We start from the raw sequence: 25,582 nt of genomic DNA, 5'->3' as shown, positions 1-25,582 counted from the left end.
GCCTTTGGCGAAACGTGGTCCCCTCCTCGCTTGAGGGGAAAGATAGGGTGGGGCTCTAACGCCGCTCCAGACTCTCCAGCCCGAACATTGCCAATTGCAAACTTTGCGAGATCCGTTCGGCGCGGACCATGAAGTAATCCACGGTCTCGGCCCGCGGCGCGATCTCCTCCAGCGTGCGCTTGAACAGGCCCAGCCATTCGCCGAAGTCCTCGCGCCCGACGCCCTCGAGCTTCATATGCGCTGGGACGGGCTTGCCGGAATAGCGCCCCGCATTCATCGCCACCGACGCCCAGAAGTCTTTCAGCTTTGCGAGGTGGTCCGGCCAGTCATCAATCTCACCATTGAAGATCGGCCCGAGGCGCTCGTGCTCTCTCACGCGCCCATAAAAGGTTTCCACAAGCGTCTCGATGAAGGCGTCATCGATGCCAAGGCTCGCGGCATGGGCCTGAATATCGCGTCGTCGCTCCTCAGCAGAGCGTGTCTGGTAGGTCATGCGGGCTAGCTAACTTCAATTCCGGGCGAGATACATACGCACCTGCCCTTACCAGCTGCCTATTCTACCACAGGCTTCTCCCGGCCCTCCCAGGTAACATCGGCGTCCCATAGGGGCACGGTGGAGAGGCTCATCTTGGCGGAGCCGTCGACCGGCTTGCGTGAGAATGAGACGTACATCATCGCGTCGCTTTCAGGGTCATAGATCCGGCGCACAGCGAGTTGCTTGAAGATGAGCGAGCGTCCACGGTCCCAGACTTCCTCGCCCGAGCGATCGAGATCGATCCGGCCGATGGTGACGGGGCCGGTCTTCAGGCAGGAAATGGAGGAATTCGACGGGTCCTCGAACCAGTTGCCCTTGCCGATCCGGTCCCAGACGCCGCGGTCGAAATAGGCGATATGGCAGGTAATGCCCTGCACTTTCGGGTCCTGAAGGCGATCAATCTTGATCTCGTTGCCGAGCCAGTCATTCTTGAACTCACCAACTTCACGGTCCCCGCCGCCACATGCAGCGAGGGTGAGGGCGGTGAGAAGAACGGCTGCACCTCTATAAAATTGCATCATGGGGTCCCCGATAGTGCTGATCCAAGCAATGCGTCGTATCAAATTTGGTTGCCTCCCCACGGCTTGTTCGAGGGGTCCATCTTCTGATTTGCGCGAGCCGGTAGGTCAGAAGCTGGGTGCCACGGACAAGCCGTGGCAAGCCAAAAGCTGGAAAGCATCACGTGAACGGAAGGGTCATCGTAAGGTCCTTCCAGTCCGGATTGACCTCTTCAATCAGATTGATTTTCAACTGCCTCGGCCATGCCTTTAGCCGCCTTTAGCGGTGCACAGCTGCTGAGATGTCCTGATGGAATTCGCACCAGACAAGCCGGTCGCAACCATATTTTGCGGTGAAGACCGAACCCTTACCTGATTTGTGCTGGCCGATCCGGGTCCACAGGTCAGATGTCGATCCGGTATAAAGCGTCCCGGTCTTGCGGTTCGCCATCATGTAAGTCGCGATCAGGTCGAACCGCGCCATGTCCGGAGCCTACGCCGCCTCTTCATCCTCGTCCTCGGCGGCGCCGTCGCCTTCCTCGTCGAAGATGAGGATATCGCCGGGCTGGCATCCAAGCTCTCGGCAAAGGGCTTCAAGCGTCGAGAAACGAACCGCCTTTGCCTTGCCGGTCTTCAGGATCGACAGATTGGCGAGGGTCACGCCAACACGGTCAGAAAGCTCTGTCAGGGACATGCGGCGCTCAAGGAGAACGCGGTCAAGGGTTACGCGAATGGCCATATAGGGTCAGGCCCTCCTAAATCGTCATCTTCTCTTCCTCGCGCAGGCGTGTTCCTTCGCGGAACACCTGCGCCAGGACGAAAAGCGCTATGACTGCCGCCCAGGCGGCAAGGTTGATGCTGAGCCTCAATGGCTGGTCGCTGCCAAGGTCGACAAAAGCGTTGAGGAGAATAACGGTCAGATAGCGCGCAAGTTCGATCGCGCCGATTGCCAGAGCGATACGCGTGAGGCGCGGGCCATTCTCGGGCACGAAGGGGTCGCCATTGGCGAGTGTTGAGAGGATGCTACGCAACTGGATGCAGACATAGATAATGCCCGGCGCGAAAACGGCGAGCCCGGCAAGGCCGGCAATGAACTGGCCCGGTGCGACGCCCTCGACATAGGCCTCCATGCCGGGCACGCGCATGACGCCGCCATTCAGGCTGCCAATCAGTCCGACGCCGATCAGGATGAATGCGATGATGCCGCTCAGAATCGCGATCCAGATCACGACCTGCATCAGTCCCGAAAGAAACGCAGCCATGGAGTTATGCTGGCGGATTGTCATATCTCTTTCAAATCCTCAGATACCGCTGAACGACCATTATCTGGCAGCCACATGCGAATTTACCGTTAAACGATAATCGTGTTCACACAGAAAGCAAGATCGGAGCCACATCCACGCATGACTCGCAAACTTGAGAAAGGCCGCCTCGTCGCGGCGACGCATAACAAGGGTAAGGTCCGCGAACTAAAGGACCTTTTCGAACCCGTCGGCATGGAAGTTGTTTCGGCTATCGAGCTTGAACTCGACGAACCGGAAGAGACCGAACAGACCTTTTCAGGCAATGCCCTCATCAAGGCGCGCGCAGCCTGCAAGGCAACTGGCGCGCCGGCCCTTTCAGACGATAGCGGCCTCGAAGTTGACGCGCTTGGCGGCATGCCAGGCGTGCACACGGCGCTCTGGGCGGGGGAACCGCGCGATTTCTATATCGCCATGAAAAAGGTGGAGACGCTGCTGAAGGAAAGCGGCGCGACGGACAGAACGGCGCGCTTTGTCTCAACGCTCGCCGTCGTCTGGCCCGACGGGCATGAGGAAGTCTTCGAAGGCACGGTCGAGGGTGAGGTGGTCTGGCCGCCGCGGGGCGATAAAGGCTTCGGCTTTGACCCGGTCTTCGTCGCAAAGGGTGAGACCGAGACATTCGGCGAAATGGACCCGGCAAAGAAACACGCCATGAGCCACCGCGCCGATGCCTTCGCAAAGCTGAAAGCTTCCCTTCTTTAATGGCTGATGCCCCACCCTTTGGCCCGGCGCATGGTTTCGGGCTCTATATCCACTGGCCCTATTGCTCGCGCATCTGCCCCTATTGCGACTTCAACGTCTATGCGGCCAAAGACCGGGACAATGGCCCGCTGAACGCGGCGCTGCTGGCCGACCTTGGCCGCCATGCCGACCTGCTCGCGGGGCATCCGGCATTGGGGTCAGTCTATCTGGGTGGGGGTACGCCATCACTGATGGCGCCTGAAGATATCGCGGCCTTGATCGAGACGGCGGACCGGTGCTTCGGGCTTGCGGCAGACGTTGAAATCACGCTGGAGGCGAACCCGGTCGATATCAGCCCCGCAGCTCTGGAAAGCTGGAAGGCGGCGGGCATCACGCGCCTTTCGCTGGGCATCCAGTCCCTCGAAGATGAGGCCCTCACATTCCTTGGTCGCGATCATGATGCGGCGATGGCGAAGCAGTCGGTCGCTGAAGCCCTCACCGTTTTCGACAATCTGTCGATCGATCTCATCTATGCGCGGCCGGGCCAACCCCAGACGAGTTGGAAAACGGAACTGACTGAGGCCCTGTCGCTCGGCGCGCCTCACCTTTCGCTCTATGAGCTGACCATTGAGGAGCGAACCGCCTTTGGCCAGCGCGCCAAGCGGGGGGAACTTGTCCCCATGGATGATGATGATCAGGCTGACCTGTATGAGCTGACGCAGGACATTAGCGAAGCGCATGGCCTGCCGGCCTATGAGGTCTCAAATCACGCGGCATCGAAGCAGTACCAGTCACGCCATAATCTCACCTACTGGCGCGGCGGTGACTGGATTGGCATCGGCCCGGGCGCGCATGGCCGTCTGACAGTGGATGGCGCGCGCATTGCGACCCACGCCGCTGCACGTCCCGCTGACTATCAGCTGAGCGTGCAAACACCCCTTGATCGCTCCTCCCTCATCGAACTTTCACCACTGGACAATGCACGAGAATTGCTCGCGCTCGGGCTAAGAGCGGATGTGGGTTTTGATTTGGAACGTATTGCCCGCATCACAGGCAGTGAGACGGACGCAACTACGCTTCAAAGCCTCATCGAGACGGGTCTGATCCGCCAAAACGGGCCCACAGTATCGCTTACCCGAGAAGGCCGCCTGCTCGCTGACAGGATCGCTGCAGAGCTTTCGCCCTAATCCACTTTCCGGAAGCGTTTGCCCTGCTTTTTCATGATGGCCCGGCCAACAGGCTCTGGCAGGATCCGCGTCAGTGTCGCGACACCTTTGTTCACCATGCCCGGCACGACAACCGGCTGACCACGCGCAACGCCTTCGAGCCCTGCCTTCACGACAGGCGCCGCTTCCATCCACATCCACTCTGGCGACTCATTGGTCATCTCGCGCGTGCCGTTCACATCGTGAAATTCGGTCCAGGTGAAGCCGGGGCAAAGCGCAGTGCAGTGAATGTCATGACCTGCCGTTTCCGCCTCTGCATGCACGCTCTCGGAGAATTTGATCAGGCCCGCCTTCACGCTGGCATAGAGGGTGTGGCCGCTCGACCCTGGCGCATAGCCCGCAAGGGACGCCACATTGATAATACGGCCAAAATCACGCTCTGCCATGCCGGGCAAAAGCTTGTGCGTCAGCTCGATCGGCACGGTGTAGAGCACGCGGATGAAGTCTGCCTGCTCCTTCCAGCTCGTATTGAAGAAGGTGCCCGGCAAGCCGTAACCCGCATTGTTCACCAGTGCATCGACATGGCGGCCCGCTTCCTTCAACTCATGCAAGATCGTGTCGGCGGCGCCGTCGCGGGCAAGGTCCTGCGAGATCGTCATCGCGGAGACCTTGTATTTCTCCTCAATCTCGCGCGCGAGGCCGTCCAGCCTGTCTAGACGGCGCGCCGTCAGTGCGACATCCCACCCCTTCGCCGCATACTGGCGCGCAAATTCAGCGCCGATGCCTGCCGATGCGCCCGTGATAAGTGCGAGCCTGTTGCCTGCCATACTGCCTATCCTTCCGTCTTGCGCCAGACATTCACCTTGGTGAGGAATGCAAGCTCTCTCCGTTCCAGTTTGAAACCCGCTGCCTCCATGGCAGGCGCAAAGTCCCATGCGAGATAGGCATTGTAATAGGGTTCGTGAAAACCTTCAGGGAAATATTCAAGGATCCCGTCGAGGCCCTCATTATCCCCGAATTGCAGGCTATCGGCTACGATGAAGGCACTGCCAGGTTTGAGAACACGCGCAGCCTCAGCGATGGCCTTCGCACGCACCTCCTCTGGCAGCTCATGGAAAAGATAGATCGACACGATCATGTCGAGGCTCTCATCTTCCAGCGGCAGCACTTCGGCCTGCCCCTCGATGATCTCAACCCGCGGCCATGGCGCGACGAGCTGGCGGGCACGGTCTGCATAATTGGGCGAGAGGTCCAGACCGGTCGCCTGCAGCCTCGGAAAGGCCCGCATTGTCTCACGCAGGAAGCGGCCCGTGCCACAGGCGAGATCGAGCAGCTTCACCTCTCTCTGGTCGCGGCCTTTCATCTCTCGTGCAATCTCTGCCAGCGCCCCGCGCCGCATGGCGTCTGCCGCGCCAGTAAACAGCGCCTCGACCTGATGGTCGTAGAGCTTGGCGCTGTCATCAGACAGCCAGCCATCGGTCTGGTAGTGGAAGTTCTGCTGGTAATAGTCCGGGTAGCGATTGCTGCCCTCGAACTGTTCTCTCACCTCGTCGCCTTCACGCGCAACGCGCCTGCGGTCCACATCGGCCACGTCCCGCATGAAATAGCGCGCCCGGCTGACAGCCTTTGGCAGGTCCGCGAGCCGGACATCTTCGGGGGATGGATAGAGCCCCGCCTCTATATTGGCGCGGTCCTTTGCGAACAGGCCGAGATAAGCCCGGCGCAGCTCTTTCGTGTCGACCGGATTGATCGGCTTAAACTCTGGTTCGCCCGGCCGGTTAAAGCCTGCAGAGCGGCGTTTCGCGATCGTGTACTGCGCGCCGTACCAAGCCGCGCGCATCGCCTGCGCCGCGCCATATCGCGCCCGGGCAAGCGTCTTTCCCGTTTCTTGCATGATAGCCATATAGGAAAAATGGGGCAGCAAGCCCGCTTCGTCCAGCCGCAAGTCTAGAAGGTTGTATTAATTGTAATTTACCCTTCAGCCTGCGTTCAGGCGCAGATGCTAAGGTGGCAGATGAAGAAACAGGGGGCGATGTTCGCCCCGGCAAAGGAGACCAGATGTTCAAGATGCGTACAGCAATTCTGGGCAGCGCCGCAGCGCTCGCAATCGCGCTGCCGGCTGGCGCCCAGAACTATGGCTATTCCGATTATGACAGCTATGGCTATGGCCAATCCGGCTATAACCAGTCGGCCAACAGCAATGCCGCCTACCTGAACTGTGAACGAGAGCGCCGCCAACGCCAGCAGACCGCAGGCGTGGTCGGCGCAATCGCAGGCGGCCTGCTCGGGGCGACCATTGCCGATGACGACGATGACAACCGCTATCGTAACCGCCACCGCGGCTATGACCGGTACGATCGCCGCGACCGCTATGGACGTTATGACCGCTACAACCGGCGCGGCTATGGGCGTCACCACCGCGACAATAATGATGGTGACCAGATCGCCGGTGCCGTGATCGGCGCAATCGTTGGCGGTGTTGCAGGCTCTGCCCTTGGCGGCAGCGGCAGCGATGACTGTGCCCGCCGGGCGCAGGCCCAGCCGACCTATCAGTACGGCAACCGGACCAATCCTCCGTCACGCGTTACCTATGACAATCGCTACGATCCGAACGCCTATAATCGGGGCAGCTATGGCAACGACACCTATAACCGGACCTATAGCCAGGATGAGCTTTACGGCGGTGAGCGGACCTATCGCACCAGCACCACCTACAGCAATGGCGCGACCACGACCGGCTATAATACCGGCTACCAGAGTCAGGGCTATGACAGCGGTGAGTGCCGCATCGTCTACCAAGGCAACCGCGAACGCACCGCCTGTAATGTCGGCGGCGACCGCTGGGAGTATGTCGACTAGGCTGCCAAGGCAGTAAAAATCAATCGGCCTCGCCCTTCGACAAGCTCAGGGTGAGGCCGTTTTGTATCGGGTCGCGAAGATCTTACCTCATCCACGACACAGCTTCCTCATCCTGAGCTTGTCGAAGGATGAAGCCGCAAAGCGCTACATCCCGACGGCATCCAGAATGACCCGCGCGCCCTCATCCGGCGACACCTCGTCGGTCGAGACTTCAAGATCATAGTCCCGGCCTGCATGGACGCGGGTAAACTGCCAGCGGGCCATGCCGATATCACGATCGCCCCTGTCCCGCTCACGCCGCTCTACTGTCTCGAGTGCGCAGCGCACCCCGATAAAAGTAACGCAGTGTTCGGCCAGCACGTCGCGGTAATGAGCCTGATCGTCTGCCCCCAGCATGACATCGTCGACCACCAGATCGAGGCCCTGATCGGCGAGAGCCGCAATAGAGGCTCGCATGCCGCGCATGAGCGCCTCTCCGTAAGAGCCGGTCCCGATCTCGACCTCAGCAGGCTCCGCATTCGGGACCTGGCGGAAGCTGAACGCCTCATCGTCATTGGCAAAGCGCGGCGGCATCATCTCAAGAAAGTCGTCCATGCTGACGCGCAACACGGGGCCATTCGCGAGGCGCTGGATCGCGCGGGCCAGAGACGTCTTCCCCGAACTGCTCGTCCCGTTGAGAATGACGACTTTGGCCATGTGCGCCTGATCAGCCCGGCACAATGGCCGCGATCAGCTTCGGCCCACTGGACTTCATCGCTTTCTCGAAGGCCTCGTCGAAATCCTCTGCCGTGGTAACGGCTGTCGCCTCGACGCCCATGGATTCAGCAAGGCTGACCCAGTCGATATCCGGCTCACCGATGGCCAGCATGTCCTTGGCCGTCGGCCCCGGATTGCCCGCGCCCGTGCGGTGAAGCTCGATATTCAGGATGCGATAGGTGTGGTTGACGAAGACGATCGTGGTCACGTCAGCGCCTTCGCGCACCATGCTCCACAGCGCCTGATTGGTGTACATGCCGGCCCCGTCGCCGGTCAGCGCGATGACCTTGCGGTCAGGCGCAGCAACAGCGGCGCCAAGCGCCAGCGGCAGCCCCTGCCCGATCGCGCCGCCCGTCAGCATCATCCAGTCATGCGGCTCTGCCGTCATGGTCGACAGGAAGACAGGCAGCGAGTTGGAGACGCCATCATCAGACACGATGGCATTTTCCGGCATGTGGCGCGCCACGCTGGCACCGACCGCCGCGGCATTGAGATCACCCTTAGGCGCGTCCGGTTTGCGAAGCGGCATCGGATCGGCAATGTCGGCCGCGCCCATCGCATCGGCGAGCGCGAGCAGCGTCTTGGCGCTATCGGTATCCGCGCCGCCAAGGTCCAGCGTCTCGCAGCCCTCCGGCACGAGCAGGCTTGGCTTGCCCGGATAGGCAAAGAAGGCGGCCGGCAGGCTGGTGCCCGCGACCAGCATGAGGTCTGCGCCCTCTAGGTCTGACATCGCGCCTTCAGCGAAATACTGCATGCGGTCCGGCGCGAAGACGCCAGCGCCCCGGCGCATCTTCCAGTAGAAAGTGTCGGTGATGACGCGCACACCTGCGGCCTTGAGGCGCGCCGCTGCGGCGAGCCCCTGCTCGGTCAGCGCGGTGCCGTTGATAAGGATGACAGGCGCTTTCGCTTTGCCAATGGCTTCCTTGGCCTCAGCGATCAGTTCGGCCGATGTCTGGCGCATCTGAGGCAGCTGCGCCTTGCCGCCCTTCTCGCCGCCTTCGAGCCAGGCGGTATCCGCAGGCAGGATCAGGGACACGGGGCCAGAGACAGGCCCAAAGCTCGCGGCGAAGGCTTCTGAGGCCAGCTTGCCGGTCGCCTTCACATTGTCCGCTGACTTGATCCAGACCGAATTGGGCCCCGCAAGGCCCATGATGTCAGAGTTCAGCGGCGCATCATACTTGCGGTGATCGACGGCATGATCGCCAATCACATTGATCATCGGCGTGTGCGCGCGCTTGGCATTATGGATGTTCGCCCCGCCATTGAGGTAGCCCGCGCCGAGGTGCAGCAGCGTCATGGCCGGCTTGCCAGCGATGCGGGCATAGCCATCGGCTGCGCCCGTCGCGACGCCTTCGAACAGGCAGAGCACCGACTTGATCCGCGTCTCACGGTCGAGCGCGGTCACAAGGTGCATTTCCGACGTGCCGGGGTTTGCGAAACAGGCGTCCAGCCCATTATCCGCCAGCGTTGAGACCAATGCGTCTGCGCCTGTCAGTTTCTGTTCCGCCATGGCGTCCTCCTGATAATTTCTTTACCGGGCCGCGCTCAGCGCCGCCGTTTGATGTTGTCTGATCTTCTAGTCGACGAGGATCACTTCGTCGTCATATGGCGCTTTGTAGAGCCGCTCGACCTCACGCGCCCGCAGCGCCTGCACGCGGCCCTGATTGATATAGCCCTTTTCAGTGATCTCGCCTGCGTCGGCCTTGGGCTGGTCCCATTGCAGCAGGATGCGCGCAATGCGCTTGGCCGCATTCGGGTTCGCCTTGTTATAGCGCTCAATGCCTTCGCGCACCGACGCGCGTACCTGATCGTCGTGCGCCAACTCGTCGAGGGCCACATTGCGCCCTGTCTTGCGTCTGCACCAGGCCTCATTGAGGAAGCCGATCAGGGCGATGTCATCCTTATTTAGGCCGCAGACCACGACATCCGACAGCGCGCCATCGACCGCCTCGACGACTTTTACGCGCACCGTGCCCGCTGACACCCAGGTGCCATTGGCGAGCTTGAATTCCTCTGCCAGCCGCCCGTCAAAGGCGAGGCCTTCTTCGGGGTTCTCCGAATCCTTGAACTTCACCGCATCGCCCAGCTTGTAAAAGCCTTCCTCGTCGAAGGCTTCTGCGGTCTTTTCCGGGTTCTTAAGGTAGCCCTGCGTGATGCCCTGCCCGCGCACGCGCAGCTCCATCTTCTCGCCTGCAGGCACCATTTTCATCTCGACGCCCGGCAGCGGCAGGCCGAGCAGGCCCATCGTATCGCTCGGCCAGTGGACGTTCGAAATGGTCGGGGAGGTTTCAGTCGCGCCATAGCCTGCCGACAGGCTGATCCGCTCACCCGTTACCTCTACGGCGACTTTCTGGATGCGCTCATAGATGTCCTGGCCCATGCTTGCGCCGCCATAGGCCATGACCATGATGCGGGAGAAGAACGTCTCCGCCAGCGCGCGGTCCTGTTCCAGCTCGGTCGCAATCGCGGCCCATGCGGCTGGCACGGTTGTGTGCTGTGTCGGCGCGATTTCCTTCAGGTTGCGTAGCATCTCCGGCAGGCGCGCAGGCGTCGGCGCACCCCAGTCGATATAGAGCGTGCCGCCCCAGTCGAGCATCGAATGAAGGATGGAATTGGCCCCATAAGTATGGCTCCACGGCAGGAAGCTTACCATGACCTGCGGGCCATCGGCCATCTCTTCCAGCTTCTCCACGTCCCAGACGGAGCGGATCATCTTCACCATGGAAGCGATATTGCCGTGCGTGTTGATGACGGCCTTTGGCTCTCCGGTAGACCCGGAGGTCAGCATGTATTTGGCGACCGCGTCTTCCGACAGGCGGTCATAGGCGAGATCGACCTTGCTCGTCGGCTTCTTCGCAAAATCATGCAGCGAGATCGAATTGTGCACGTCCGGCGCGCTCTTGCGGTAGATCACCAGCCGCTCACCAACGCCCATACCTTTCAGGCCGCGCTGAAACTGGATGCCGTCCTCGACATAGACAAAGGCAGGCTCTGTCAGCTTGTCGACATGCTTCAACCGCGCAAAATCCTCGCTCAGCGTTGCATAGGCAGGCGTTACTGGCACGACAGGGCTACCCGCCCACATCGCGGCGTACATGACAAGCGCATGCTCAATCGCGTTACGCGACAGGATCATCAGCGGCTTGTCCGGACCGGCGCCTGCATCAATGAAGCCCTGAGCCAGCGCGCGCACCTGATAGAGCGCTTCAGCATAGGTCACCGTCTTCCAGCCGGGCTTTGACGGGTCATCCGGGTCACGCTGCGCAAGGAAGACCTGGTCTGGCCGCGCACTTGCCCAATAGACCAGAGGCGCCAGCATATGCGGTGGGTGGGGCCGCTTCGGCTGGCCGTTGCGCAGGACGATCGAGCCATCGCTGCGCCGTTCCACCTCAAGCTTTTGCGGCAGGTACGGAATATCGCGGAAAGGAACGTCAGAGGTCATGAAAGGCCTTCAGTCTTGATCTTCATGGGTGCGCCGCAATGCTTGCAGTGAACCGCATCGCGGTCATGGCGCATCAGCCCGCACGTCTCGCACTCACAATCGACCCTGTTTTCAGGTTCGACGATGGCACGCAGTAACTGGAAAAAGAGCGACAGGCCAAGCACCATCGTAAAGACGGCGAGCCAGCGGCCGAACTCATCGGTCATGATGATGTCGCCAAAGCCGGTCGTGGTCAGCACTGTCACGGTGAAATAGACCGCGTCAGTATAAGTGGTGATATCTTCGTTGCGGCCGACCTGCGTCGCATAGGTAATCGCCGACATCACAAAGACGAACACGACGAGATTGGTGACCTTGTCAATGATGCGTTCATGACGCTGAAAGAACGGCGTCAGCACCTTCACACGGCGGATGAATGTGAAGGCGCGGATCGCCCTGACAGCGCGCAAAATGCGCAGGAAGGCGAAGTTCGACACGAGCAGAGGCGCAAACATCGTCACCACGACGACGATATCTGCCCAGTTGATCCACCTCAGAAAGAAACGGTGGCGCGGGCTAGCGATGTAGAGCCTGGCCAGAAGGTCCAACAGGATTACCCCGCCAATGACGTAATCGATGAAGTGATGTCCGCGCTCTCGCTGGTTGAACGGCGCCCAGAGAAAGTACGCGATTGTCACGAAGTCGAAAGCAAGCAGCGCCCAGCGGAACCAGAAGGAAGCCCTGCCCGTGCCTTCGTAAAGCCAGAAAAGCTGGCGATTCAAACCTGTCCGTTTGCTCATTGCTTCGGGGTGTCACATGCGCCTGTCGCCAGATCAATAGAAAGAGCAAAGCCCCAACTCTGGATTGTCACTGTTTCGCGCTGCAGCACAGATGCGCGCAGCTGCACAAACCTTTCACTCTTTAAACATTCAGTGACTTCTATATAGCTGAGCATAGCGAGGGGGGACACTTCGCGAAAAATCAAAGCGGGAGGAATGAGAGCCCTTGTTCGACTTTGGATTGCCTGCCTTCTTCGACGTACTGGCTGAACCACAGCGTTCGGAGCTTCAGAAACTCGCCCGCCCGAAGACATATCGTGACGGCGAAATCCTGCACCAGCCGAGCGATGTCGCCGATTCGATGGGGTGGATTGAAAGCGGCGCCCTGCTTTTCGGAAAATATCTTCAGGAGGAAGGCTTTCACACGCTAGCCCGCCTTGGGCCGGGTCATCACTTCGGTGAGTTCAGCGCCTTCTCAAGTCCGCTCGGTGAGACGCCTTTGAGACGCCTTGCTGCAGTCGCTGAAGGGCGCACCGTCGTGAACGAAATCGCTGCTGAGGATCTTCGCGGCCTCTTTACCAGCGACCCCGAATACCTTCGCGCCTTCCATTTTGTCACCACGGCCCGTCTGGCGCTGCTGCTTGAGCTTTATGACGATGCGCGTCGCCTCCCCGCACGTCAGCGCATCATCAACTTCCTCTCCCTCGTCGAGCGGCTGATGAAGGATGAGAGGCTTGTCACCTGCACCCAGGCCGATGTCTCCAAAATGCTTGGCCTGTCCAAGGTGACCGTCAACCAGACCTTGAGAGCCCTGACCGAAAGGGGCGTCATCTCTGTCGGCTATGGCACCATCAAGTTTGAAGATGCCGCCCGCCTCCACGCCATGACGGATCGGGTTTGAGGGCCGGCACCTTTTAAACCCCGCGTTTCAGAAAGTCGCAGCTGACGCGCTGAAGAGGTCTGTTCCTCTTCGGCAATGCGTGCAAGCATGCTGGTAGCTTATAGTTCAACAGCCGCGACAGGACCCGTCCCATGCGCCCAGCTTCCTCAAGCCGTCTTCTCAAGATTCTGCTGGCATCTGCCGCGCTTGGCCTCGCATCGGCCTGTGGCGGTGGCGGCGGCGGCGGAGGCGGCGGGAATGCAGCGGCGCCGCCTCCGCCTCCACCGCCCCCTCCTCCTCCGCCGCCGCCCCCACCACCATCGGGGCCGTCCTATCAGGCGGGCGTCTATCCGGCGGCCAGTCAGTTCAAGGACCAGTGCGCCAATCCACGCTCCGGCGTAGACATTGAGGGCAATCCCTTCCCGGACGAGCAGGGTCTTCTCGTTGAGGAGCTGTTCTGGCTGCGCTCATGGACGGACGAGACCTATCTCTGGCGCAATGAGGTACCCGATCTCAATCCGTATAATTACAACGACCGCGTCGCCTATTTCGACCTCCTGAAGACCAGCGAAGTCCTGCCATCCGGTACGCCGAAAGATGACTTCCACTTCAGTGAGCCGACGGAGGATTATCTCGCCTCGCGCAATTCGGCCCCGACCGCTGGCTATGGCGTAAATTTCCGGGCCATTTCGTCCACGCCGCCGCGCGATTTCCGCGTCACCTATACTGAGCCGGGCTCTCCGGCGGCCCAGACCGTCAATGGCCAGCCAAACTTTGAGCGCGGCTCTCGCATCCTCGAAATTGACGGCGTCGACTTTGTGAACGTTAACACGCAAAGCGGTATCGACACGCTCAATAATGGTCTCTTCCCAACGACGGCAGGTGAAACGCATGAATTCCGCCTGCGCGATCCTGACGGGACAGAGCGCACGGTCACTGTCGCCGCCGGCAGCATCACCCGGCAGCCTGTGAATGAGACCGCAATCTTCGACACGGCCAGCGGCCAGGTCGGCTACATCCACTTCACCACGTTCAGCCCCTTCTCGTCCGAAGAGCAGATCGTGAACGCAATGCAGCAAATGAGCGATGCGGGCGTCAGCGACCTCATCCTCGACCTTCGCTATAATGGCGGCGGCCTTCTGGCGGTCGCGAGCCAGGTTTCATACATGATCGCGGGTCAGTCCCGGACCGCGAACCGCACATTTGAGCTCCTGCGCTTCAATGACCGCGCCGGCAACCTCAACCCGGTAACCGGCCGGGTGAACAACCCGATCCCGTTCTACTCGACCGGCCAGGGCTTTTCCGTGAATAGTGGACAGAGCCTGCCTGCCCTCAATCTGAACCGGGTCTACATCCTCTCAACCGCGCGCACCTGTTCGGCCAGTGAGGCGGTCATCAACGGGCTTCGCGGCATCGATGTCGAAGTCGTGCTGATTGGCGATATCACCTGCGGCAAGCCGTTTGGCTTCTACCCGACGGATAATTGCGGGCGGACCTATTACACGATCCAGTTCCAGGGGGTGAACGAGAAAGGGTTCGGCGACTATGCGGACGGTTTCGTCCCGCAGAACGCGAACTTCCAGTTCGGCGTGCGCGCACCGGGCTGTCAGGTGGCCGATGACCTTGTAGCGCCCCTCGGCACGACCGGCGACCCGCTGATCGGGGCAGCCCTGCAATACCGCGCCAATGGCTCCTGCCCGGCGCCGACCAGCTCCAGCAGCGCCTCCAGCGTCCAGCCATTCCGCTCATCCGAAACGGCCCAGCCTTCTGGTCCGGCGATCCACCTGCCACGGCCAGACGTCATGGACATCAACCGTGACCTCTCGATGCCGGGTGAATATCGCGGCCGCAGCAACTAACGGGAGGCCCCGTGTTGAGGCGGGCCGCCCGTCAGGGCGCCGCCTCAATCTCTTCGCCCAGATAGACGGCGAGCTCCTCATGCATGCCAAGGAGATCGTCCTCGAACATGAGGTGATAGCGGTGGATCTGCGACAGCAGAAACGCCGCCGATTCCAGATTGCGCATGAACACGACATTGTTCGCCAACTCGTCGAAAGGTGTCGTCAGCGCCCGCCTGCCGCCGCTCCAGTCAAAGTCGACCTCAGAGAACATGACCTCGAGCGTCGTCATGTAGGAAGCGCCAAGATTGTTGATACTCGTCTCATATCCATCCATCGTATCGCGAAAGTGCAGGATCTGCTGCTTCAGCCCCTCATCATCGACGAGTGCGATGCGGCCGGCATGCAATTCGTCGAGCGTTGACCGGATAACGCAAAGGTCCGTCCACGGACCAATCTGCAGAAACTCTTCGCGGAACGCTGCATCGCCGCCATCCCCCGCCTCGCCCTGACGTAGCATCTCATACACGTCCCGCGCCCGCTCGAAGACTGCCTCTGCGCGCTCAATGCACACTGCGCCCGTATCCAGAGAGGTCGTCAGCTCCTCGTAAAGCTGCCCGACAAGACGTTCCCCTTCCGCGCGGTCCGCCCGCGCGCCATTCCAGTTGCCAAGCTGGATACCGAGATACACGCCGAACACCACGATCAGCGTCTCTATCACCACCGTGAACCAGTCCTGCTTGCGGATCGATGTGGCGAGACGCTGAAGGATCATTCTGCCGTCTCCGTATCGCCCTCATGCTCAATCCCGATCGCTTCGTCGATGGCAGCATGTAACTCCGCTAGCCTATCACTTGCAGGCTGAACGGCGCGCCCGACATAGCCATGATATTGGGCCCGGTTCCGATTGAGTGCGTTCAGGAAAGCATTGTTCTGCGCCATTGCCTCATAGTCGCAGTCATAAACCGGGTGGCTTTCGGCGCCCTGGGAATAGTCGACGCCCATGACATAGCGAATGCGAAAGAGGTCCGGGAAAGCAGCGGAAAGCTCGATAACCCCCAATTGGCTTACTTCAATGAATTCCTGCGATCTCTCGACCTGCTGCAGATAGGAAAGCAGCGCGAGCTTCACCTTGTCCGACGTGATCATGTCGATGCGACCGGCCGAGACAAGTTCAGTCGCCGTGGGCAGCTCCGACGGGGGAGGCGTCAGATAGGATGATCCGTCCATAAGTCCGCAGAAGCGTGAGTCGAGCTCTTCGTCCGACGTGTCCCTCTGGGCGGGCACAGCGCTGCGGACATATTCTTTTGCAGCACTGAGGTCTTCGCGCTCTCCATTGACGAACTCCGTCAGAAGCTCCAGCGCCCGCAGAATGACCGGCCGACCTTCAGCATAAGTCGCGCGCCGCTGCGTCAGCTCCACGACATCGCGGTGCAGCCTCTCCAGATAGTCGCGCTCGCTCGCCTGGCGCTGGCGTTCAGCGTTCCAGTTATTGACCTGCAGACCGATGAATACACCCAGCACCACGATCATGGTCTCAACAAAAACCGTGAACCAGTCCTGCTTGCGAATGGATTGGGAGAGGCGCCGCAGGATCATTGCGCGGCTCCTTCGGTTTCTGCGCCAGTCCTCCCATCTCGAAGGGTTGCCAGCCCCTCGCGGATCGTCTCTGCAAGGCTGTGGGCCGCTGCCGCGTGCCAGTAGGCGGACACCTCCCAGGCGTAGAATTCCATCAGGAAGGCCTTGTCCTGGCAGGCTTCCTCCAATGGCACGATCAGCTCTGTCTCGCGCCAGATCGATGAGCCAGCCACGTCGCCGCTTTCGAGCTCAGCGATAAGCTCATCAGGGCTTGCATAGCTAAGCTCACCGGGCGCTGCGATGTGCAGCGTGCTGAGCGGGTCGCTCTGCAGCTTGTCATTCATCTCGATCGAATAGCGCTGCAACTGATCGATATAGCTGATCAGCGACATGAGGGTCTCACGCGTGTCGGCGTCCTGGTAAGGCAGGAACGCTTCATTCGCGATCAGCTGATCTAGCGCATGCGTATCGAGGATGAACTCGATATCCCACTCAATTGGCGCGAGGGCAGCCTGCACATTCGCTTCCGCCGCCGGGCCCGTGCGGCAGGCCCGCAAGTCGCCCAGCGCCAGTTGCACGACAGGCAGATGTTCGCGGATCGTCTCCTGTTCGGCCTCGATCCCCGCCAGATTGTTTTCCAGCTCGACAATCACGCGGCCGAAGGCTTCGCCGTAAAGCTCACGGTCCTGCTGGTCTTCATTCAGATTGCCGAGCCACAAGCCAAGATAGATACCGAGCACGATGAGAACGAACTCGATCGCGACTGCAATCCAGTTCTGCTCGGCAACATAGCGCGAAAGCCGCCGCAAAATCATGGCACCTGTCCCCCCAAGGATGAACCTTAGCGGGACAGGCCAAAAAAGCTACTGGCGCGGCGGCCGGCCGGGATCAGCCTTCCTGCGGTCCAGCCAGTTCTTTCAGGATCACGTAGAAGTGGTCGAGACCGTCATAAAAGCTGGAGACCAGCAGCCGCTCATTGAGGCCATGCGCGAACGTGTCGTTCTGCTTGGCGGCCGCCCCGCCGACGCCATAGGTGTCATAGCCGAGGTTGCGGTAGTGCATGCCGTCCGTGCCGCCTGCCGACATGTGCGGAATGATCTCCACATCAGTGACGCCGCGAGCCTCAAGCGCCGTCTGGACCGCCGCCAGTACATCGTCGCGCATGCCGGACTCAGGGCTCTCGACGAGGTCCGAGATGAGTTTGAACTGCACGTCCTCATTGGCGACCACGTCTTTCAGCGTGGCTTCGGTCGCCTCAATGCCGACACCCGGAAAGATCCGGCAATTGACGGTCGCGGTCGCAGACTGTGGCAGTGCATTCTCTGCATGACCCGCGCGCAGCATGGTGGCGATACAGGTCGTGCCGATCTGGCCGACCGTCGCCGGGTTGGCCCGCAGCACCTCGATCGCGTCCTCATCGGTCGGGTCGGCGGCAAAGGCACGCTGGGCGTTGCCAAGCTGGTCTAGCCGTTTGCGGCCAGCCGCCTCAATCGAGGCCAGCGTCAGATCGTTATAGCGGACCGGGAACTTGTAAGCCTCGATCTTCTTTAGCGCATCGGCAAGCTCATAGATCGCATTGTCGGCGCGCGGCGCAGAAGAGTGCCCGCCCGGATTGGTGACGGTCAGCTCAAAGGTCGCATAGGTCTTCTCTGCGCCCTGCACGCCATAGTCGAGCGGCTCTCCATCCGGGCCAAGCGACAGCCCGCCCGCATCAGCGTTCAGCACGAAGGCCGGGTCGACCTCTTCAGCCACCCAGTTGGCCTGCGCCCGCGTCGACACCATGCCGGTTTCTTCATCGCCGGACAGCACCATGACGAGGTCACGCGTCGGCTCGAAACCCTCTTCCTTGAGGCGGATGAAGGTCGCGACCAGGCTGGTCACGCCATATTTGTTGTCCGCCGTCCCGCGCCCGAAGAAATACCCTTCTTCCTCGATCAGCGTGTAAGGCTCGCGCACCCAGTCCTCGGCCAGTGCGTCAACGACATCCATATGCGCCAGAAGCGCGATCGGCTTGTCCTGCGGATCAGGTGAGCGGTACCAGACGACGAGGCCCTGCGTCGCCTCGCCATCATTGTCATAATCGGTGACTTCAATGTCGTCGTCCGAGAAGCCCGCCGCTTTCAGCTCACCGACCACATAGTCGACGATCTTCGGCACATTCTCATGCCCGCGCGCAGAGCGCACTTCGACGACATTGCGATAGATTTCCCGTGCCTGCTGCTCGAACTCGGTACGCTCCTGGCCACTGGCGATCGGCGCGATCGAAACGGCAGCAGCCGCAGCGAGTAGTGAAATCCTGAATGACATGGGGCAAACTCCGTAATTCAAATGACCGCGAAACGGCGGGCCGACTCGCGAGACCATAGTCAGATGACGACGCCTGTCAGCTATAGATTTTCGACCCGAACCGGACTGCGGCGCTTCCCGGCGCTCAGCCTGCCAGCTGCGCGAGCGACCTAGAAAGATTCCCACGGGCCTGCGCGTCCCAGCGGCTGCGGCCCTCTTCTGTGAAATAGATGGCCGGACGGTCAGCAAAGCTCTTCAGCACTTTCGCGCGGCCCGCCCGGAAAACCTCTTCCGGCACGAAGGCGTATTCCCTCCGGACATTCACTTCATACTGGTCAAAGACCGGTTCCGGCGCGCCCAGAATGGAAAGGTCGATATCGAGGAAAAGCGCGAGGTCTGCGCGGTCGTCATCGCTGAGACCATCTGGCACGTCATGCTTTGCCGTCGCACGGATGATCTCGGCCGCAAAGGCGAGGTCTGCGGCTTCCAGATGCGAAGCCCCCTCGTCCTCGAGCAGCTGCGCACTCAGCTCCTCATTGTCGGGCCGCGTCGGATCATAGATCGCATCATGCCAGTAAAGCGCCCAGAGCACGGGCTCAGGCCGGTGCCAATGCGCCTTCAGACTATCAAAATGACGTTTGAGCGCCTCGATATGACCCCATGTGTGATAGTGGCGCTGCGGCTCAGCGTACCGGGCTTTGAGGCCGTCGATCAGTTCCGTTGGAATGCTCATAATCGTTGCAGGGCTAGCCTTTCAGAACGAAGCCTCCGTCCTGGCTCCCTCAATCCTCGTACTGCGCCGCGAGCAGGCATCCAAAGCCATCACCAAGGTCGCAACTTTTTTCAGCAATGGCTTTCGCCTTAGCATTGTCGAGCGGCAGACCATATTCGCCGACTGAATAGGCAGATGCCAGTGTCTGGCACGCACCGGCCTGATTGGCGCCGGGCTCATTGCAGGCGTCTGTCAACTGTTCGATCGCCTTCTTGTGATCCACCGGCCCACCGCGCTCGTCGAGCAGCGATCGGGAATATGACAGACAACCCGCCTCCCACATCCGCTCGCAGGCTAGTCTGTAGAAATTGCGCGCGGCGGGGCGATCGCCTGCATTCTTCGACGCCTCGCCCGCGTAGAAGCACGATTGGCCGTGCCCCATCTCGCACCCCTTCGCAAAAGGAGGCACGGCTGCAGAGTAATCTCGCGCATTGAACGCCTGACCACCTAGCCCGTAACACGCTTGCAGCGTCGTACAAGTTGATTGCTCGACCCCCGAAGATTGCGCCCCAGCTGGTCCGCCCGTGGCAGACAACAGCCCAAAAAGCGCGCAAGCAAATAGAGGTTTGATCATCGGGTCCCCACCTGAATGATTTCAATTGATTAAATTTGTAATCGGCTACGTCCCTGTAGCCGTCAATGCAGAGCTCGGTTGAGCGAGACTAGACCGCCTCCGGCTCCAGCGTCTCATTGAACTTGACCGGTTTGCCGCCGCCTTTCTGGGTGATCTCTCCATCACGCATGACGAACTGGCCGCGAATGATGGTCGCGACCGGCCAGCCAGTGGCTTCGAAGCCGTCATAGGGCGTCCAGCCGCACTTGGCCTTGGTCCATTCCTCGGTGATCGTTTCCTTGCGCTTCAGGTCCACGACAGTGAAGTCCGCGTCATAGCCTTCGGCGATCCGACCCTTGTTCGCGATACCGAAGACCCGCTGCGGGCCAGCAGAGGTCAGCTCCACGAAACGGCGCAGTGTCAGCTTTCCATTATTCACATGCGTCAGCATGATCGGCACAAAGGTCTGCACACCCGGCGTGCCCGATGGCGAAGCCGGATAAGGCCGCAGCTTCTCTTCGCGCGCATGCGGGGCGTGGTCAGTTGCGACTACGTCAACGATGCCTGCATTCAGCGCCCGCCACAGGGCATCCTGATGACGCTGCTCGCGGATGGGCGGGTTCTGCTGGGCAAAGCCTTTCAGGCGGTCATAGCAATCAGGGGCTGCCAGCGTCAGATGGTTCGGAAGCACTTCGACCGACGCCACATCCTTGGCATCGCGCAAGAGCTCCATTTCTTCAGCCGTCGAGATATGCAGCACATGGATGCGCTTGCCAGTCTTGCGCGCAAGGCGCAGCAGCCGCCGGGTGGAGCTCACGGCCGCCTCGACATCGCGCACCACGATATGGCTCTGCCAGTCGCCCTGCACAGCAAGCTTCTGCCTGTCTGCAAGACGGTACTCGTCCTCAGAGTGGAAAGCCGCCCGGCGCTTGATTGCGCGCAGCACCGCCTCGACACCCTCGTCATCATGCACCAGCAGGTCGCCAGTCGATGAGCCCATGAAAACCTTGACCCCGCAGCAGCCCTGCATGCGCTCCATCTCGCCGAGGAGACCGGTATTCTCGTGCGTCGCGCCCGCATAGAAGGCATGGTCGACATCCATGCGCCCCTTGGCGCGGTTCAGCTTGTCGGTCAGCATCTCCGGCGTCGTGGTCGACGGGTTCGTGTTCGGCATTTCGAACACCGCCGTCACACCGCCAAGCGCCGCAGAGCGCGCTTCGGTCTCAAGGTCTGCCTTGTATTCCAGGCCCGGCTCGCGGAAGTGGACCTGGCTATCGATCACACCCGGCAGGATGTGAAGCCCTGTCGCGTCATAGGTCTCGCCAGCCTGCGCGCTATCAAACTTGCCAATCGCGACAATCTTGCCGCCGCGCACAGCCACATCGACATGTTCTTCGTCGCCAGGCGAAACAACGGTGCCGTTCTTCAGGATCAGATCATAGGTCTCGGTCATGGGGGCGTTATGCGCTTCTTGGCCGCCTGAGTCACGAGGCCGGGATCAGGCCGCCCGCTAGCCCTTCGACTTCGCTCAGGGCGAGCTATCCTTCAAACGTCAGAAAAGGCTCATCCTGAGCGAAGTCGAAGGACGAGCCTACGCACCACACTGCCAAACAAACCACACCGTCCCCATCCTGCGTCACCCTCGACCGCCAAAGGCGGTCTGAGGGTCCAGCGACCGCCGTCAAGGTGACCGCACTGTTCAGAACACCGGAGATGGAGTCTCAGATGAGCTGACGCTCATCGAGAGTGACGGCTCATATAAAAACTGGCGAAAAACCTACTACCGCAGACCCCTGTGAAGACAGGGGTCCAAAATAGCGCGGTCATCAATGTCCCATCTGCCAGTCCTAATTCTCAGGCCAGGTTTCAGGATCACAAGTGTCCTCTAGCCTCGTACAGAGTTCGCAGCTTTCAGCGTAGCCATTCTCGCACGTTTCCACGAGCAACCGCGCGCCCTGATATCCTTCTGCATCGGTGCCTTCCGGCTCAAATGCCTTCATAAGCTTCGCAACAGCCGCCTGGTGACAAGCCATACGGTCATCAGGCCCACACAGCTGCATCGCCACATCGAACTCATCGTCATAGAGCGACGCGAAAGACGATGGCCATTCGCCATCCGTGTTCACAAGCCTGACCTGATCGAGATAGGTCTCACAACTCGTCGACCAGCCCAGCAGGCAAGACCGCTTAAGGACGCTCAAAAAGCTAGATTGGATAATAGGCGTTGCCGCCTCGAAATCACCACCTGCGTCTTCAAGCAACTCGACACCATAGGTCGCGCAGCCCATCGCCGAGTTCAGTTCACATGCCTTTTCGTAAGCTCTAAGTCCCGCATCTCGGTCGAGAGGCGTTACAGCCTCAACATTCTCGGGAAGGCTTGCATCCGAATTGTCATTGCTAAAGTCCCGGCGCAGCATTGTCCCCAGTCCAAAGCAACCATCTGCATCGTTCCGCTCACACGCCTGACTGAACAAATCGAATGGGCGCTCCGGCGAAAGGACACCGAAGTCGCTTTTGAACCGCAAGATTTTTGCGGCGTAACAAGCGTTGTAGTCCTCGGCCTCGCAAGGTGGCCCATATGGCGACGCCTTTGCCTGCGCAGTCAAAAACAGCGACGCGAATGCCAGCACCGCGAGGATAATCAATCGTTTCATTAAGGCTCCCGATTGCTCTCAGGAAGGAGAGTAGTTCTGCTCGTAGCAGATCAACCTAAACTCGATAGAACCGGGTGTGGAAATAAATACTGCAACGCCGCCCTACCCCACCCGGCGCTCAAACCGGTCGACGAGTTCATCGATCTGGTCGCCGGTCTCGTCGAGGGTGAAGAAATAGCCGCGCCAGGTGGCCGGGTCTGGCGGGCTGAGGGTGTAGTTCTGCAGGTGCGGCACGCAGGCGTCCGGCGACCAGAGCTCGACCGCGCGGGCAAAGCGGGTGCGCACATCCTGGTGCGCGCGCTGCATGTTCTGGGCCCGCAGCAGCCATGTCTCGGCGTCGCAGCCTTCACTGATCCGGTCACAATCGTGTAGCTCCGCAAAGCCTGCGCGTAGCTCCGGGCGAAGCGCGTCGAGATAGGTCGTCGTATCGCGGATCGCGCCCTGCAGGCGATCGACATCATCATCGCACGCCCCGCGCGTCTTGTAGCCCTGGCAGCCAGACGCAAAAAGCAGCAGCGCGAGCGGAAGGAGAACAGTTCTCGGCGTCAAAGGCGTGGGCTCCCTCAGGCTCACCTGCTCCAAAGCGAATCGCCAGCAGGTCGAAGGCCCAGTCTTTGCTGCCCTGCCCCCGCTTGCAAGTCCCGGCGCCGCCTTGACCCCGCCGCCGCACCGGCGCACACCCGGCCCAACGATAATGAATACAACTATGAGCGTGCCTCCCCCATGCAGACCACATCGATGACACACCGCCTCGCCCCAACCCGCCAGATCGCCCTTCTCCTCGCCGGGGTCGGTGTCCTGACGGCGTCTTCCTATGTCGCCGTGCCCATGGTGCCGGTGCCTGTCACCATGCAGACGCTGGCCGTGCTTCTGGTCGGCACGCTGGCCGGTCCGCGCTTGGGTCTTGCGATGATCGTCTCCTGGCTGGCGCTCGCCGCATTTGGCCTGCCCGTTCTCTCTGGTGGCAAGGCCGGGCTGCTGGCCTTCACAGGCCCGACGGCCGGTTTCCTCCTCGCCTTCCCGGTTGCAGGTTATCTTGCGGGTGTCGCTGCCCGCACGATCGCGCGCGGTCATGTCAGCCGCTTTGCGAGCTTTCTTGGCCTGCATGGCGTGATCCTTCTCGCGGGCTGGGCATGGCTTTCGACGCTGGTTGGCGCAGAGGCGGCCTTCCTCGCAGGCGTCGCGCCATTCCTTGTCGGCGCGGTGATCAAATCGGCGCTCGCGGCCGCGATTATCGCAGCTATTCCGGGCCGCTACCGCCAGCGCGGCTAGAAAACACCGCCCATACACCGCCAGTACACCGTCACTGCACCGTGCAAATGCGGGGACGGGGCTGGCGGATACGGTCGGAAACCCTAAATCTGCGGGCATGGACACAAAGATTCTTTCCGACAGATCCGTGCTCGTTCTGGACGGTCCCGACACGATCGCCCTGCTCGAACGCCTCGTCACGAACAACACGCATGACTGGGCGACGGGCGAGGCGCGTTATGGCGCCCTCCTGACGCCGCAGGGCAAGGTCATCGCCGATTTCATTGCCCACCGCACAGAGGCTGGCGCGCTTCTCGACGTCGCGACCCACGCGGTTGGTGACCTCTCCAAACGCCTGCAGATGTTCCGCCTTCGCGCCAAGGTCGAGATCAATGTCGATGGCAAACAAGCCGTCGCCATTGGCGATGAGGGCACTGCCGACCCCCGCTCGCCAGAGCTTCCGAAACGGTCCTTTGTTGAAGACGGCTCAGCACCAGCGATTAGCGACGAGGACTGGGACGCCATCCGCATTCCGGCAGGCGTCGCTGAATGGGGCCGCGACTTTCAGGGCGGCGAAGTCTTTCCATGGGAAATCAACATGGACCGGCAGGGCGGCGTGGACCTCAAAAAGGGCTGCTTTGTCGGCCAGGAAGTCGTCTCGCGCATGCACAGGCGCGGCAAGCTGCGCAAGCGCACCATCATCATTCAGGGTGAAAATCTCCAGAAAGGTCAAAGCCTTGAGGGTGAGACGCCCGTGGGTGAGATCAGCAGTTCGACCTCTGGCAAAGCGCTCGCCACGGTTCGCGTTGACCGTCTCGCAAAGGCTGGCGATACACTGACGGTCGAAGGAAATCCGGTGAGTATCCTCGGGCCGGACTGGCTAAAGGAAGAGCTCGCCGCCGTCCTCGCCGAGAACGAGACAGACTAGGAGACGCACTGCATGGGCATGAATCTCTCATCCGACGAGACCCTGCCCTGCCGCTGGGCGCCGGCCGAAGACGCGCTCTACCGCGCCTATCATGACCACGAATGGGGCGTGCCAGAGTACGACCCGCGCGCCCTGTGGGAGAAGCTGCAGCTCGACGGCATGCAGGCGGGGCTATCCTGGATCACCATCCTTCGAAAGCGTGACGCCATCCGCGAGGAGTTCGACAGCTTCATTCCCGAACAGATCGCGATGTGGGATCAGGAGCGCATCGAAAAAGCCTTGAGCAATCCGGGCATTATCCGCAGCCCGGCCAAGATCAAGGCGACGATCGGCAATGCCCGCGCTTTCCTTGATATGCAGGAAAAGGGCGAGGACTTTTCTGAATGGCTCTGGAGCTTTACGGGCGGCGCGCCGATTGTGAACCAGCTGCGCGAGATCACAGAAGTGCCCGCCAAGACGCCGCTTTCAGAGGAAATCGCCAAGGCGCTGAAGGCGCGCGGATTCAAGTTCTGCGGGCCTGTTATCGTCTATGCCTTCATGCAGGCCGTTGGTATGGTCAACGATCATGAGACGCGCTGCCCGCGTCACGGCGAGATACAGGAGCTACACTCATGAGAACGAAGATTGGCGCAGCTTTGGCGGGGCTTCTGGTTCTCGCTGGCTGTGAGCACTATGGCGGCACCTATCTCGACAATAGCAGTGCGTGCGATGAAATCGTCGACGCGCGCGAGCGTCTCGACTGCATCGACCGGGCCGAACGCGCCGAGGATCAGTGGCGCGAGGAGCGCCGCCGCGAGCGTGAAGAGAAAGAGCGCGAGGACGCGAGCGCACCTTAAAGGTCGACGCG

General features: G+C 60.8%; 29 protein-coding genes. 9 read left to right on the top strand and 20 right to left on the bottom strand.

Annotation, left to right across the window (positions count from 1 at the left end):
- Positions 1 to 55: 55 nt before the first annotated feature.
- The 5 genes from D1222_RS14845 to D1222_RS14825 form a co-directional block, all read right to left on the bottom strand.
- Positions 56 to 493, bottom strand: coding sequence for a group III truncated hemoglobin (locus D1222_RS14845; protein WP_119455033.1), 438 nt, complete (start codon positions 491 to 493; stop codon positions 56 to 58).
- Between the two features lie 59 nt (positions 494 to 552).
- Positions 553 to 1,056, bottom strand: coding sequence for a CreA family protein (locus tag D1222_RS14840; protein WP_233348812.1), 504 nt, complete (start codon positions 1,054 to 1,056; stop codon positions 553 to 555).
- 256 nt (positions 1,057 to 1,312) lie between these two features.
- Positions 1,313 to 1,516 (bottom strand): GIY-YIG nuclease family protein, encoded by a 204-nt coding sequence (locus tag D1222_RS14835; RefSeq protein ID WP_233348809.1) that lies wholly within the window; start codon positions 1,514 to 1,516, stop codon positions 1,313 to 1,315.
- A gap of 9 nt (positions 1,517 to 1,525) precedes the next feature.
- The gene (locus D1222_RS14830) at positions 1,526 to 1,771 is read right to left on the bottom strand and encodes a helix-turn-helix domain-containing protein (RefSeq protein WP_119455032.1); all 246 of its coding nucleotides are present in this window, start codon (positions 1,769 to 1,771) and stop codon (positions 1,526 to 1,528) included.
- Between the two features lie 16 nt (positions 1,772 to 1,787).
- Positions 1,788 to 2,294 (bottom strand): DUF2975 domain-containing protein, encoded by a 507-nt coding sequence (locus D1222_RS14825; RefSeq protein WP_233348807.1) that lies wholly within the window; start codon positions 2,292 to 2,294, stop codon positions 1,788 to 1,790.
- A gap of 141 nt (positions 2,295 to 2,435) precedes the next feature.
- Between D1222_RS14825 and rdgB the strand changes: the two genes are divergently transcribed.
- Positions 2,436 to 3,035 (top strand): RdgB/HAM1 family non-canonical purine NTP pyrophosphatase, encoded by a 600-nt coding sequence (gene rdgB, locus D1222_RS14820; RefSeq protein WP_119455030.1) that lies wholly within the window; start codon positions 2,436 to 2,438, stop codon positions 3,033 to 3,035.
- The gene (gene hemW, locus D1222_RS14815; RefSeq protein WP_119455029.1) at positions 3,035 to 4,201 is read left to right on the top strand and encodes a radical SAM family heme chaperone HemW; all 1,167 of its coding nucleotides are present in this window, start codon (positions 3,035 to 3,037) and stop codon (positions 4,199 to 4,201) included. Before rdgB ends, hemW begins: the two co-directional genes overlap by 1 nt.
- Here the strand turns inward: hemW and D1222_RS14810 are convergent.
- Both D1222_RS14810 and D1222_RS14805 read right to left on the bottom strand, forming a co-directional pair.
- Entirely contained in the window at positions 4,198 to 5,007 is an 810-nt protein-coding gene (locus D1222_RS14810; protein WP_119455028.1) for an SDR family NAD(P)-dependent oxidoreductase, read from the bottom strand. The two genes, hemW and D1222_RS14810, sit on opposite strands and share 4 nt — an antisense overlap.
- A 5-nt stretch (positions 5,008 to 5,012) precedes the next feature.
- Entirely contained in the window at positions 5,013 to 6,074 is a 1,062-nt protein-coding gene (locus D1222_RS14805; protein ID WP_233348805.1) for a class I SAM-dependent methyltransferase, read from the bottom strand.
- 164 nt (positions 6,075 to 6,238) lie between these two features.
- On the opposite strand from D1222_RS14805, the gene D1222_RS14800 reads away from it, so the two are divergent.
- The gene (locus D1222_RS14800; RefSeq protein ID WP_119455027.1) at positions 6,239 to 7,039 is read left to right on the top strand and encodes a hypothetical protein; all 801 of its coding nucleotides are present in this window, start codon (positions 6,239 to 6,241) and stop codon (positions 7,037 to 7,039) included.
- Positions 7,040 to 7,183: 144 nt separating this feature from the next.
- Here D1222_RS14800 and D1222_RS14795 read toward each other — a convergent pair whose 3' ends face one another.
- The 4 genes from D1222_RS14795 to D1222_RS14780 all read right to left on the bottom strand — a co-directional run bounded on the left by D1222_RS14795 (position 7,184) and on the right by D1222_RS14780 (position 12,016).
- Positions 7,184 to 7,735 (bottom strand): chloramphenicol phosphotransferase CPT family protein, encoded by a 552-nt coding sequence (locus tag D1222_RS14795; protein ID WP_119455026.1) that lies wholly within the window; start codon positions 7,733 to 7,735, stop codon positions 7,184 to 7,186.
- 10 nt (positions 7,736 to 7,745) lie between these two features.
- Positions 7,746 to 9,305 (bottom strand): acetolactate synthase large subunit, encoded by a 1,560-nt coding sequence (locus tag D1222_RS14790; RefSeq protein ID WP_119455025.1) that lies wholly within the window; start codon positions 9,303 to 9,305, stop codon positions 7,746 to 7,748.
- A gap of 66 nt (positions 9,306 to 9,371) precedes the next feature.
- Positions 9,372 to 11,237 carry a feruloyl-CoA synthase gene (locus D1222_RS14785; RefSeq protein WP_119455024.1) on the bottom strand — a complete coding sequence of 622 codons (1,866 nt, stop codon included), beginning with the start codon at positions 11,235 to 11,237 and terminating at the stop codon, positions 9,372 to 9,374.
- The gene (locus D1222_RS14780; RefSeq protein WP_119455023.1) at positions 11,234 to 12,016 is read right to left on the bottom strand and encodes an ion transporter; all 783 of its coding nucleotides are present in this window, start codon (positions 12,014 to 12,016) and stop codon (positions 11,234 to 11,236) included. Before D1222_RS14780 ends, D1222_RS14785 begins: the two co-directional genes overlap by 4 nt.
- 205 nt (positions 12,017 to 12,221) lie before the next feature.
- Here D1222_RS14780 and D1222_RS14775 point away from each other — a divergent pair, with 205 nt between their 5' ends.
- Together D1222_RS14775 and D1222_RS14770 are read left to right on the top strand one after the other, a co-directional pair.
- On the top strand, positions 12,222 to 12,896 hold the full coding sequence (locus tag D1222_RS14775) for a Crp/Fnr family transcriptional regulator (RefSeq protein WP_119455022.1): 675 nt from the start codon (positions 12,222 to 12,224) through the stop codon (positions 12,894 to 12,896).
- Positions 12,897 to 13,027: 131 nt separating this feature from the next.
- On the top strand, positions 13,028 to 14,734 hold the full coding sequence (locus tag D1222_RS14770) for a S41 family peptidase (RefSeq protein WP_119455021.1): 1,707 nt from the start codon (positions 13,028 to 13,030) through the stop codon (positions 14,732 to 14,734).
- A 31-nt stretch (positions 14,735 to 14,765) separates the two neighbouring features.
- On the opposite strand, the gene D1222_RS14765 is transcribed toward D1222_RS14770, so the two are convergent.
- The 9 genes from D1222_RS14765 to D1222_RS14725 form a co-directional block, all read right to left on the bottom strand.
- Positions 14,766 to 15,488 carry a hypothetical protein gene (locus tag D1222_RS14765; protein ID WP_119455020.1) on the bottom strand — a complete coding sequence of 241 codons (723 nt, stop codon included), beginning with the start codon at positions 15,486 to 15,488 and terminating at the stop codon, positions 14,766 to 14,768.
- On the bottom strand, positions 15,485 to 16,312 hold the full coding sequence (locus tag D1222_RS14760) for a hypothetical protein (RefSeq protein ID WP_119455019.1): 828 nt from the start codon (positions 16,310 to 16,312) through the stop codon (positions 15,485 to 15,487). Before D1222_RS14760 ends, D1222_RS14765 begins: the two co-directional genes overlap by 4 nt.
- Entirely contained in the window at positions 16,309 to 17,106 is a 798-nt protein-coding gene (locus D1222_RS14755; RefSeq protein ID WP_119455018.1) for a hypothetical protein, read from the bottom strand. Before D1222_RS14755 ends, D1222_RS14760 begins: the two co-directional genes overlap by 4 nt.
- Before the next feature lie 73 nt (positions 17,107 to 17,179).
- Positions 17,180 to 18,598: a M20/M25/M40 family metallo-hydrolase gene (locus D1222_RS14750; RefSeq protein ID WP_182482007.1), complete on the bottom strand. Its 1,419-nt coding sequence runs from the start codon at positions 18,596 to 18,598 to the stop codon at positions 17,180 to 17,182.
- Between the two features lie 124 nt (positions 18,599 to 18,722).
- Positions 18,723 to 19,310 carry an HD domain-containing protein gene (locus D1222_RS14745; protein WP_119455017.1) on the bottom strand — a complete coding sequence of 196 codons (588 nt, stop codon included), beginning with the start codon at positions 19,308 to 19,310 and terminating at the stop codon, positions 18,723 to 18,725.
- Positions 19,311 to 19,359: 49 nt separating this feature from the next.
- A complete protein-coding gene (locus D1222_RS14740) occupies positions 19,360 to 19,731 on the bottom strand; it encodes an SEL1-like repeat protein (RefSeq protein ID WP_119455016.1) in 372 nt (123 codons plus the stop codon).
- A 280-nt stretch (positions 19,732 to 20,011) separates the two neighbouring features.
- Entirely contained in the window at positions 20,012 to 21,355 is a 1,344-nt protein-coding gene (locus D1222_RS14735; RefSeq protein ID WP_119455015.1) for a dihydroorotase, read from the bottom strand.
- A gap of 394 nt (positions 21,356 to 21,749) precedes the next feature.
- Positions 21,750 to 22,556 carry an SEL1-like repeat protein gene (locus D1222_RS14730; RefSeq protein WP_147371894.1) on the bottom strand — a complete coding sequence of 269 codons (807 nt, stop codon included), beginning with the start codon at positions 22,554 to 22,556 and terminating at the stop codon, positions 21,750 to 21,752.
- A 102-nt stretch (positions 22,557 to 22,658) separates the two neighbouring features.
- On the bottom strand, positions 22,659 to 23,105 hold the full coding sequence (locus D1222_RS14725) for a hypothetical protein (RefSeq protein ID WP_119455013.1): 447 nt from the start codon (positions 23,103 to 23,105) through the stop codon (positions 22,659 to 22,661).
- 174 nt (positions 23,106 to 23,279) lie between these two features.
- Between D1222_RS14725 and D1222_RS14720 the strand changes: the two genes are divergently transcribed.
- From D1222_RS14720 to D1222_RS14705, 4 genes are all read left to right on the top strand, one after another.
- Entirely contained in the window at positions 23,280 to 23,828 is a 549-nt protein-coding gene (locus D1222_RS14720; protein WP_233348803.1) for a biotin transporter BioY, read from the top strand.
- Between the two features lie 97 nt (positions 23,829 to 23,925).
- A complete protein-coding gene (gene ygfZ, locus D1222_RS14715; RefSeq protein ID WP_119455012.1) occupies positions 23,926 to 24,735 on the top strand; it encodes a CAF17-like 4Fe-4S cluster assembly/insertion protein YgfZ in 810 nt (269 codons plus the stop codon).
- Between the two features lie 12 nt (positions 24,736 to 24,747).
- Complete coding sequence (locus D1222_RS14710; protein ID WP_119455011.1) at positions 24,748 to 25,350, top strand: DNA-3-methyladenine glycosylase I; 603 nt, start codon at positions 24,748 to 24,750, stop codon at positions 25,348 to 25,350.
- Positions 25,347 to 25,571 (top strand): hypothetical protein, encoded by a 225-nt coding sequence (locus tag D1222_RS14705; RefSeq protein WP_119455010.1) that lies wholly within the window; start codon positions 25,347 to 25,349, stop codon positions 25,569 to 25,571. Before D1222_RS14710 ends, D1222_RS14705 begins: the two co-directional genes overlap by 4 nt.
- Positions 25,572 to 25,582 lie beyond the last annotated feature (11 nt).

The organism is Henriciella algicola (assembly GCF_003576245.1).
Classification (GTDB): domain Bacteria; phylum Pseudomonadota; class Alphaproteobacteria; order Caulobacterales; family Hyphomonadaceae; genus Henriciella; species Henriciella algicola.
This window is presented reverse-complemented; position numbering and strand designations above follow the sequence as displayed.

Coding starts and splice junctions, on each gene's coding strand:
- D1222_RS14810 (WP_119455028.1), bottom strand. CDS start 5,007: ATGGCAGGCAACAGGCTCGCACTTATCACGGGCGCATCGGCAGGCATC.
- D1222_RS14845 (WP_119455033.1), bottom strand. CDS start 493: ATGACCTACCAGACACGCTCTGCTGAGGAGCGACGACGCGATATTCAG.
- D1222_RS14805 (WP_233348805.1), bottom strand. CDS start 6,074: ATGCAAGAAACGGGAAAGACGCTTGCCCGGGCGCGATATGGCGCGGCG.
- D1222_RS14785 (WP_119455024.1), bottom strand. CDS start 11,237: ATGACCTCTGACGTTCCTTTCCGCGATATTCCGTACCTGCCGCAAAAG.
- D1222_RS14780 (WP_119455023.1), bottom strand. CDS start 12,016: ATGAGCAAACGGACAGGTTTGAATCGCCAGCTTTTCTGGCTTTACGAA.
- D1222_RS14800 (WP_119455027.1), top strand. CDS start 6,239: ATGTTCAAGATGCGTACAGCAATTCTGGGCAGCGCCGCAGCGCTCGCA.
- D1222_RS14750 (WP_182482007.1), bottom strand. CDS start 18,598: ATGTCATTCAGGATTTCACTACTCGCTGCGGCTGCTGCCGTTTCGATC.
- D1222_RS14830 (WP_119455032.1), bottom strand. CDS start 1,771: ATGGCCATTCGCGTAACCCTTGACCGCGTTCTCCTTGAGCGCCGCATG.
- D1222_RS14825 (WP_233348807.1), bottom strand. CDS start 2,294: ATGGCTGCGTTTCTTTCGGGACTGATGCAGGTCGTGATCTGGATCGCG.
- rdgB (WP_119455030.1), top strand. CDS start 2,436: ATGACTCGCAAACTTGAGAAAGGCCGCCTCGTCGCGGCGACGCATAAC.
- D1222_RS14760 (WP_119455019.1), bottom strand. CDS start 16,312: ATGATCCTGCGGCGCCTCTCCCAATCCATTCGCAAGCAGGACTGGTTC.
- D1222_RS14795 (WP_119455026.1), bottom strand. CDS start 7,735: ATGGCCAAAGTCGTCATTCTCAACGGGACGAGCAGTTCGGGGAAGACG.
- D1222_RS14835 (WP_233348809.1), bottom strand. CDS start 1,516: ATGGCGCGGTTCGACCTGATCGCGACTTACATGATGGCGAACCGCAAG.
- D1222_RS14745 (WP_119455017.1), bottom strand. CDS start 19,310: ATGAGCATTCCAACGGAACTGATCGACGGCCTCAAAGCCCGGTACGCT.
- D1222_RS14735 (WP_119455015.1), bottom strand. CDS start 21,355: ATGACCGAGACCTATGATCTGATCCTGAAGAACGGCACCGTTGTTTCG.
- hemW (WP_119455029.1), top strand. CDS start 3,035: ATGGCTGATGCCCCACCCTTTGGCCCGGCGCATGGTTTCGGGCTCTAT.
- D1222_RS14720 (WP_233348803.1), top strand. CDS start 23,280: ATGCAGACCACATCGATGACACACCGCCTCGCCCCAACCCGCCAGATC.
- D1222_RS14840 (WP_233348812.1), bottom strand. CDS start 1,056: ATGATGCAATTTTATAGAGGTGCAGCCGTTCTTCTCACCGCCCTCACC.
- D1222_RS14710 (WP_119455011.1), top strand. CDS start 24,748: ATGGGCATGAATCTCTCATCCGACGAGACCCTGCCCTGCCGCTGGGCG.
- D1222_RS14755 (WP_119455018.1), bottom strand. CDS start 17,106: ATGATTTTGCGGCGGCTTTCGCGCTATGTTGCCGAGCAGAACTGGATT.
- D1222_RS14740 (WP_119455016.1), bottom strand. CDS start 19,731: ATGGGGCACGGCCAATCGTGCTTCTACGCGGGCGAGGCGTCGAAGAAT.
- D1222_RS14765 (WP_119455020.1), bottom strand. CDS start 15,488: ATGATCCTTCAGCGTCTCGCCACATCGATCCGCAAGCAGGACTGGTTC.
- D1222_RS14730 (WP_147371894.1), bottom strand. CDS start 22,556: ATGAAACGATTGATTATCCTCGCGGTGCTGGCATTCGCGTCGCTGTTT.
- D1222_RS14790 (WP_119455025.1), bottom strand. CDS start 9,305: ATGGCGGAACAGAAACTGACAGGCGCAGACGCATTGGTCTCAACGCTG.
- ygfZ (WP_119455012.1), top strand. CDS start 23,926: ATGGACACAAAGATTCTTTCCGACAGATCCGTGCTCGTTCTGGACGGT.
- D1222_RS14705 (WP_119455010.1), top strand. CDS start 25,347: ATGAGAACGAAGATTGGCGCAGCTTTGGCGGGGCTTCTGGTTCTCGCT.
- D1222_RS14770 (WP_119455021.1), top strand. CDS start 13,028: ATGCGCCCAGCTTCCTCAAGCCGTCTTCTCAAGATTCTGCTGGCATCT.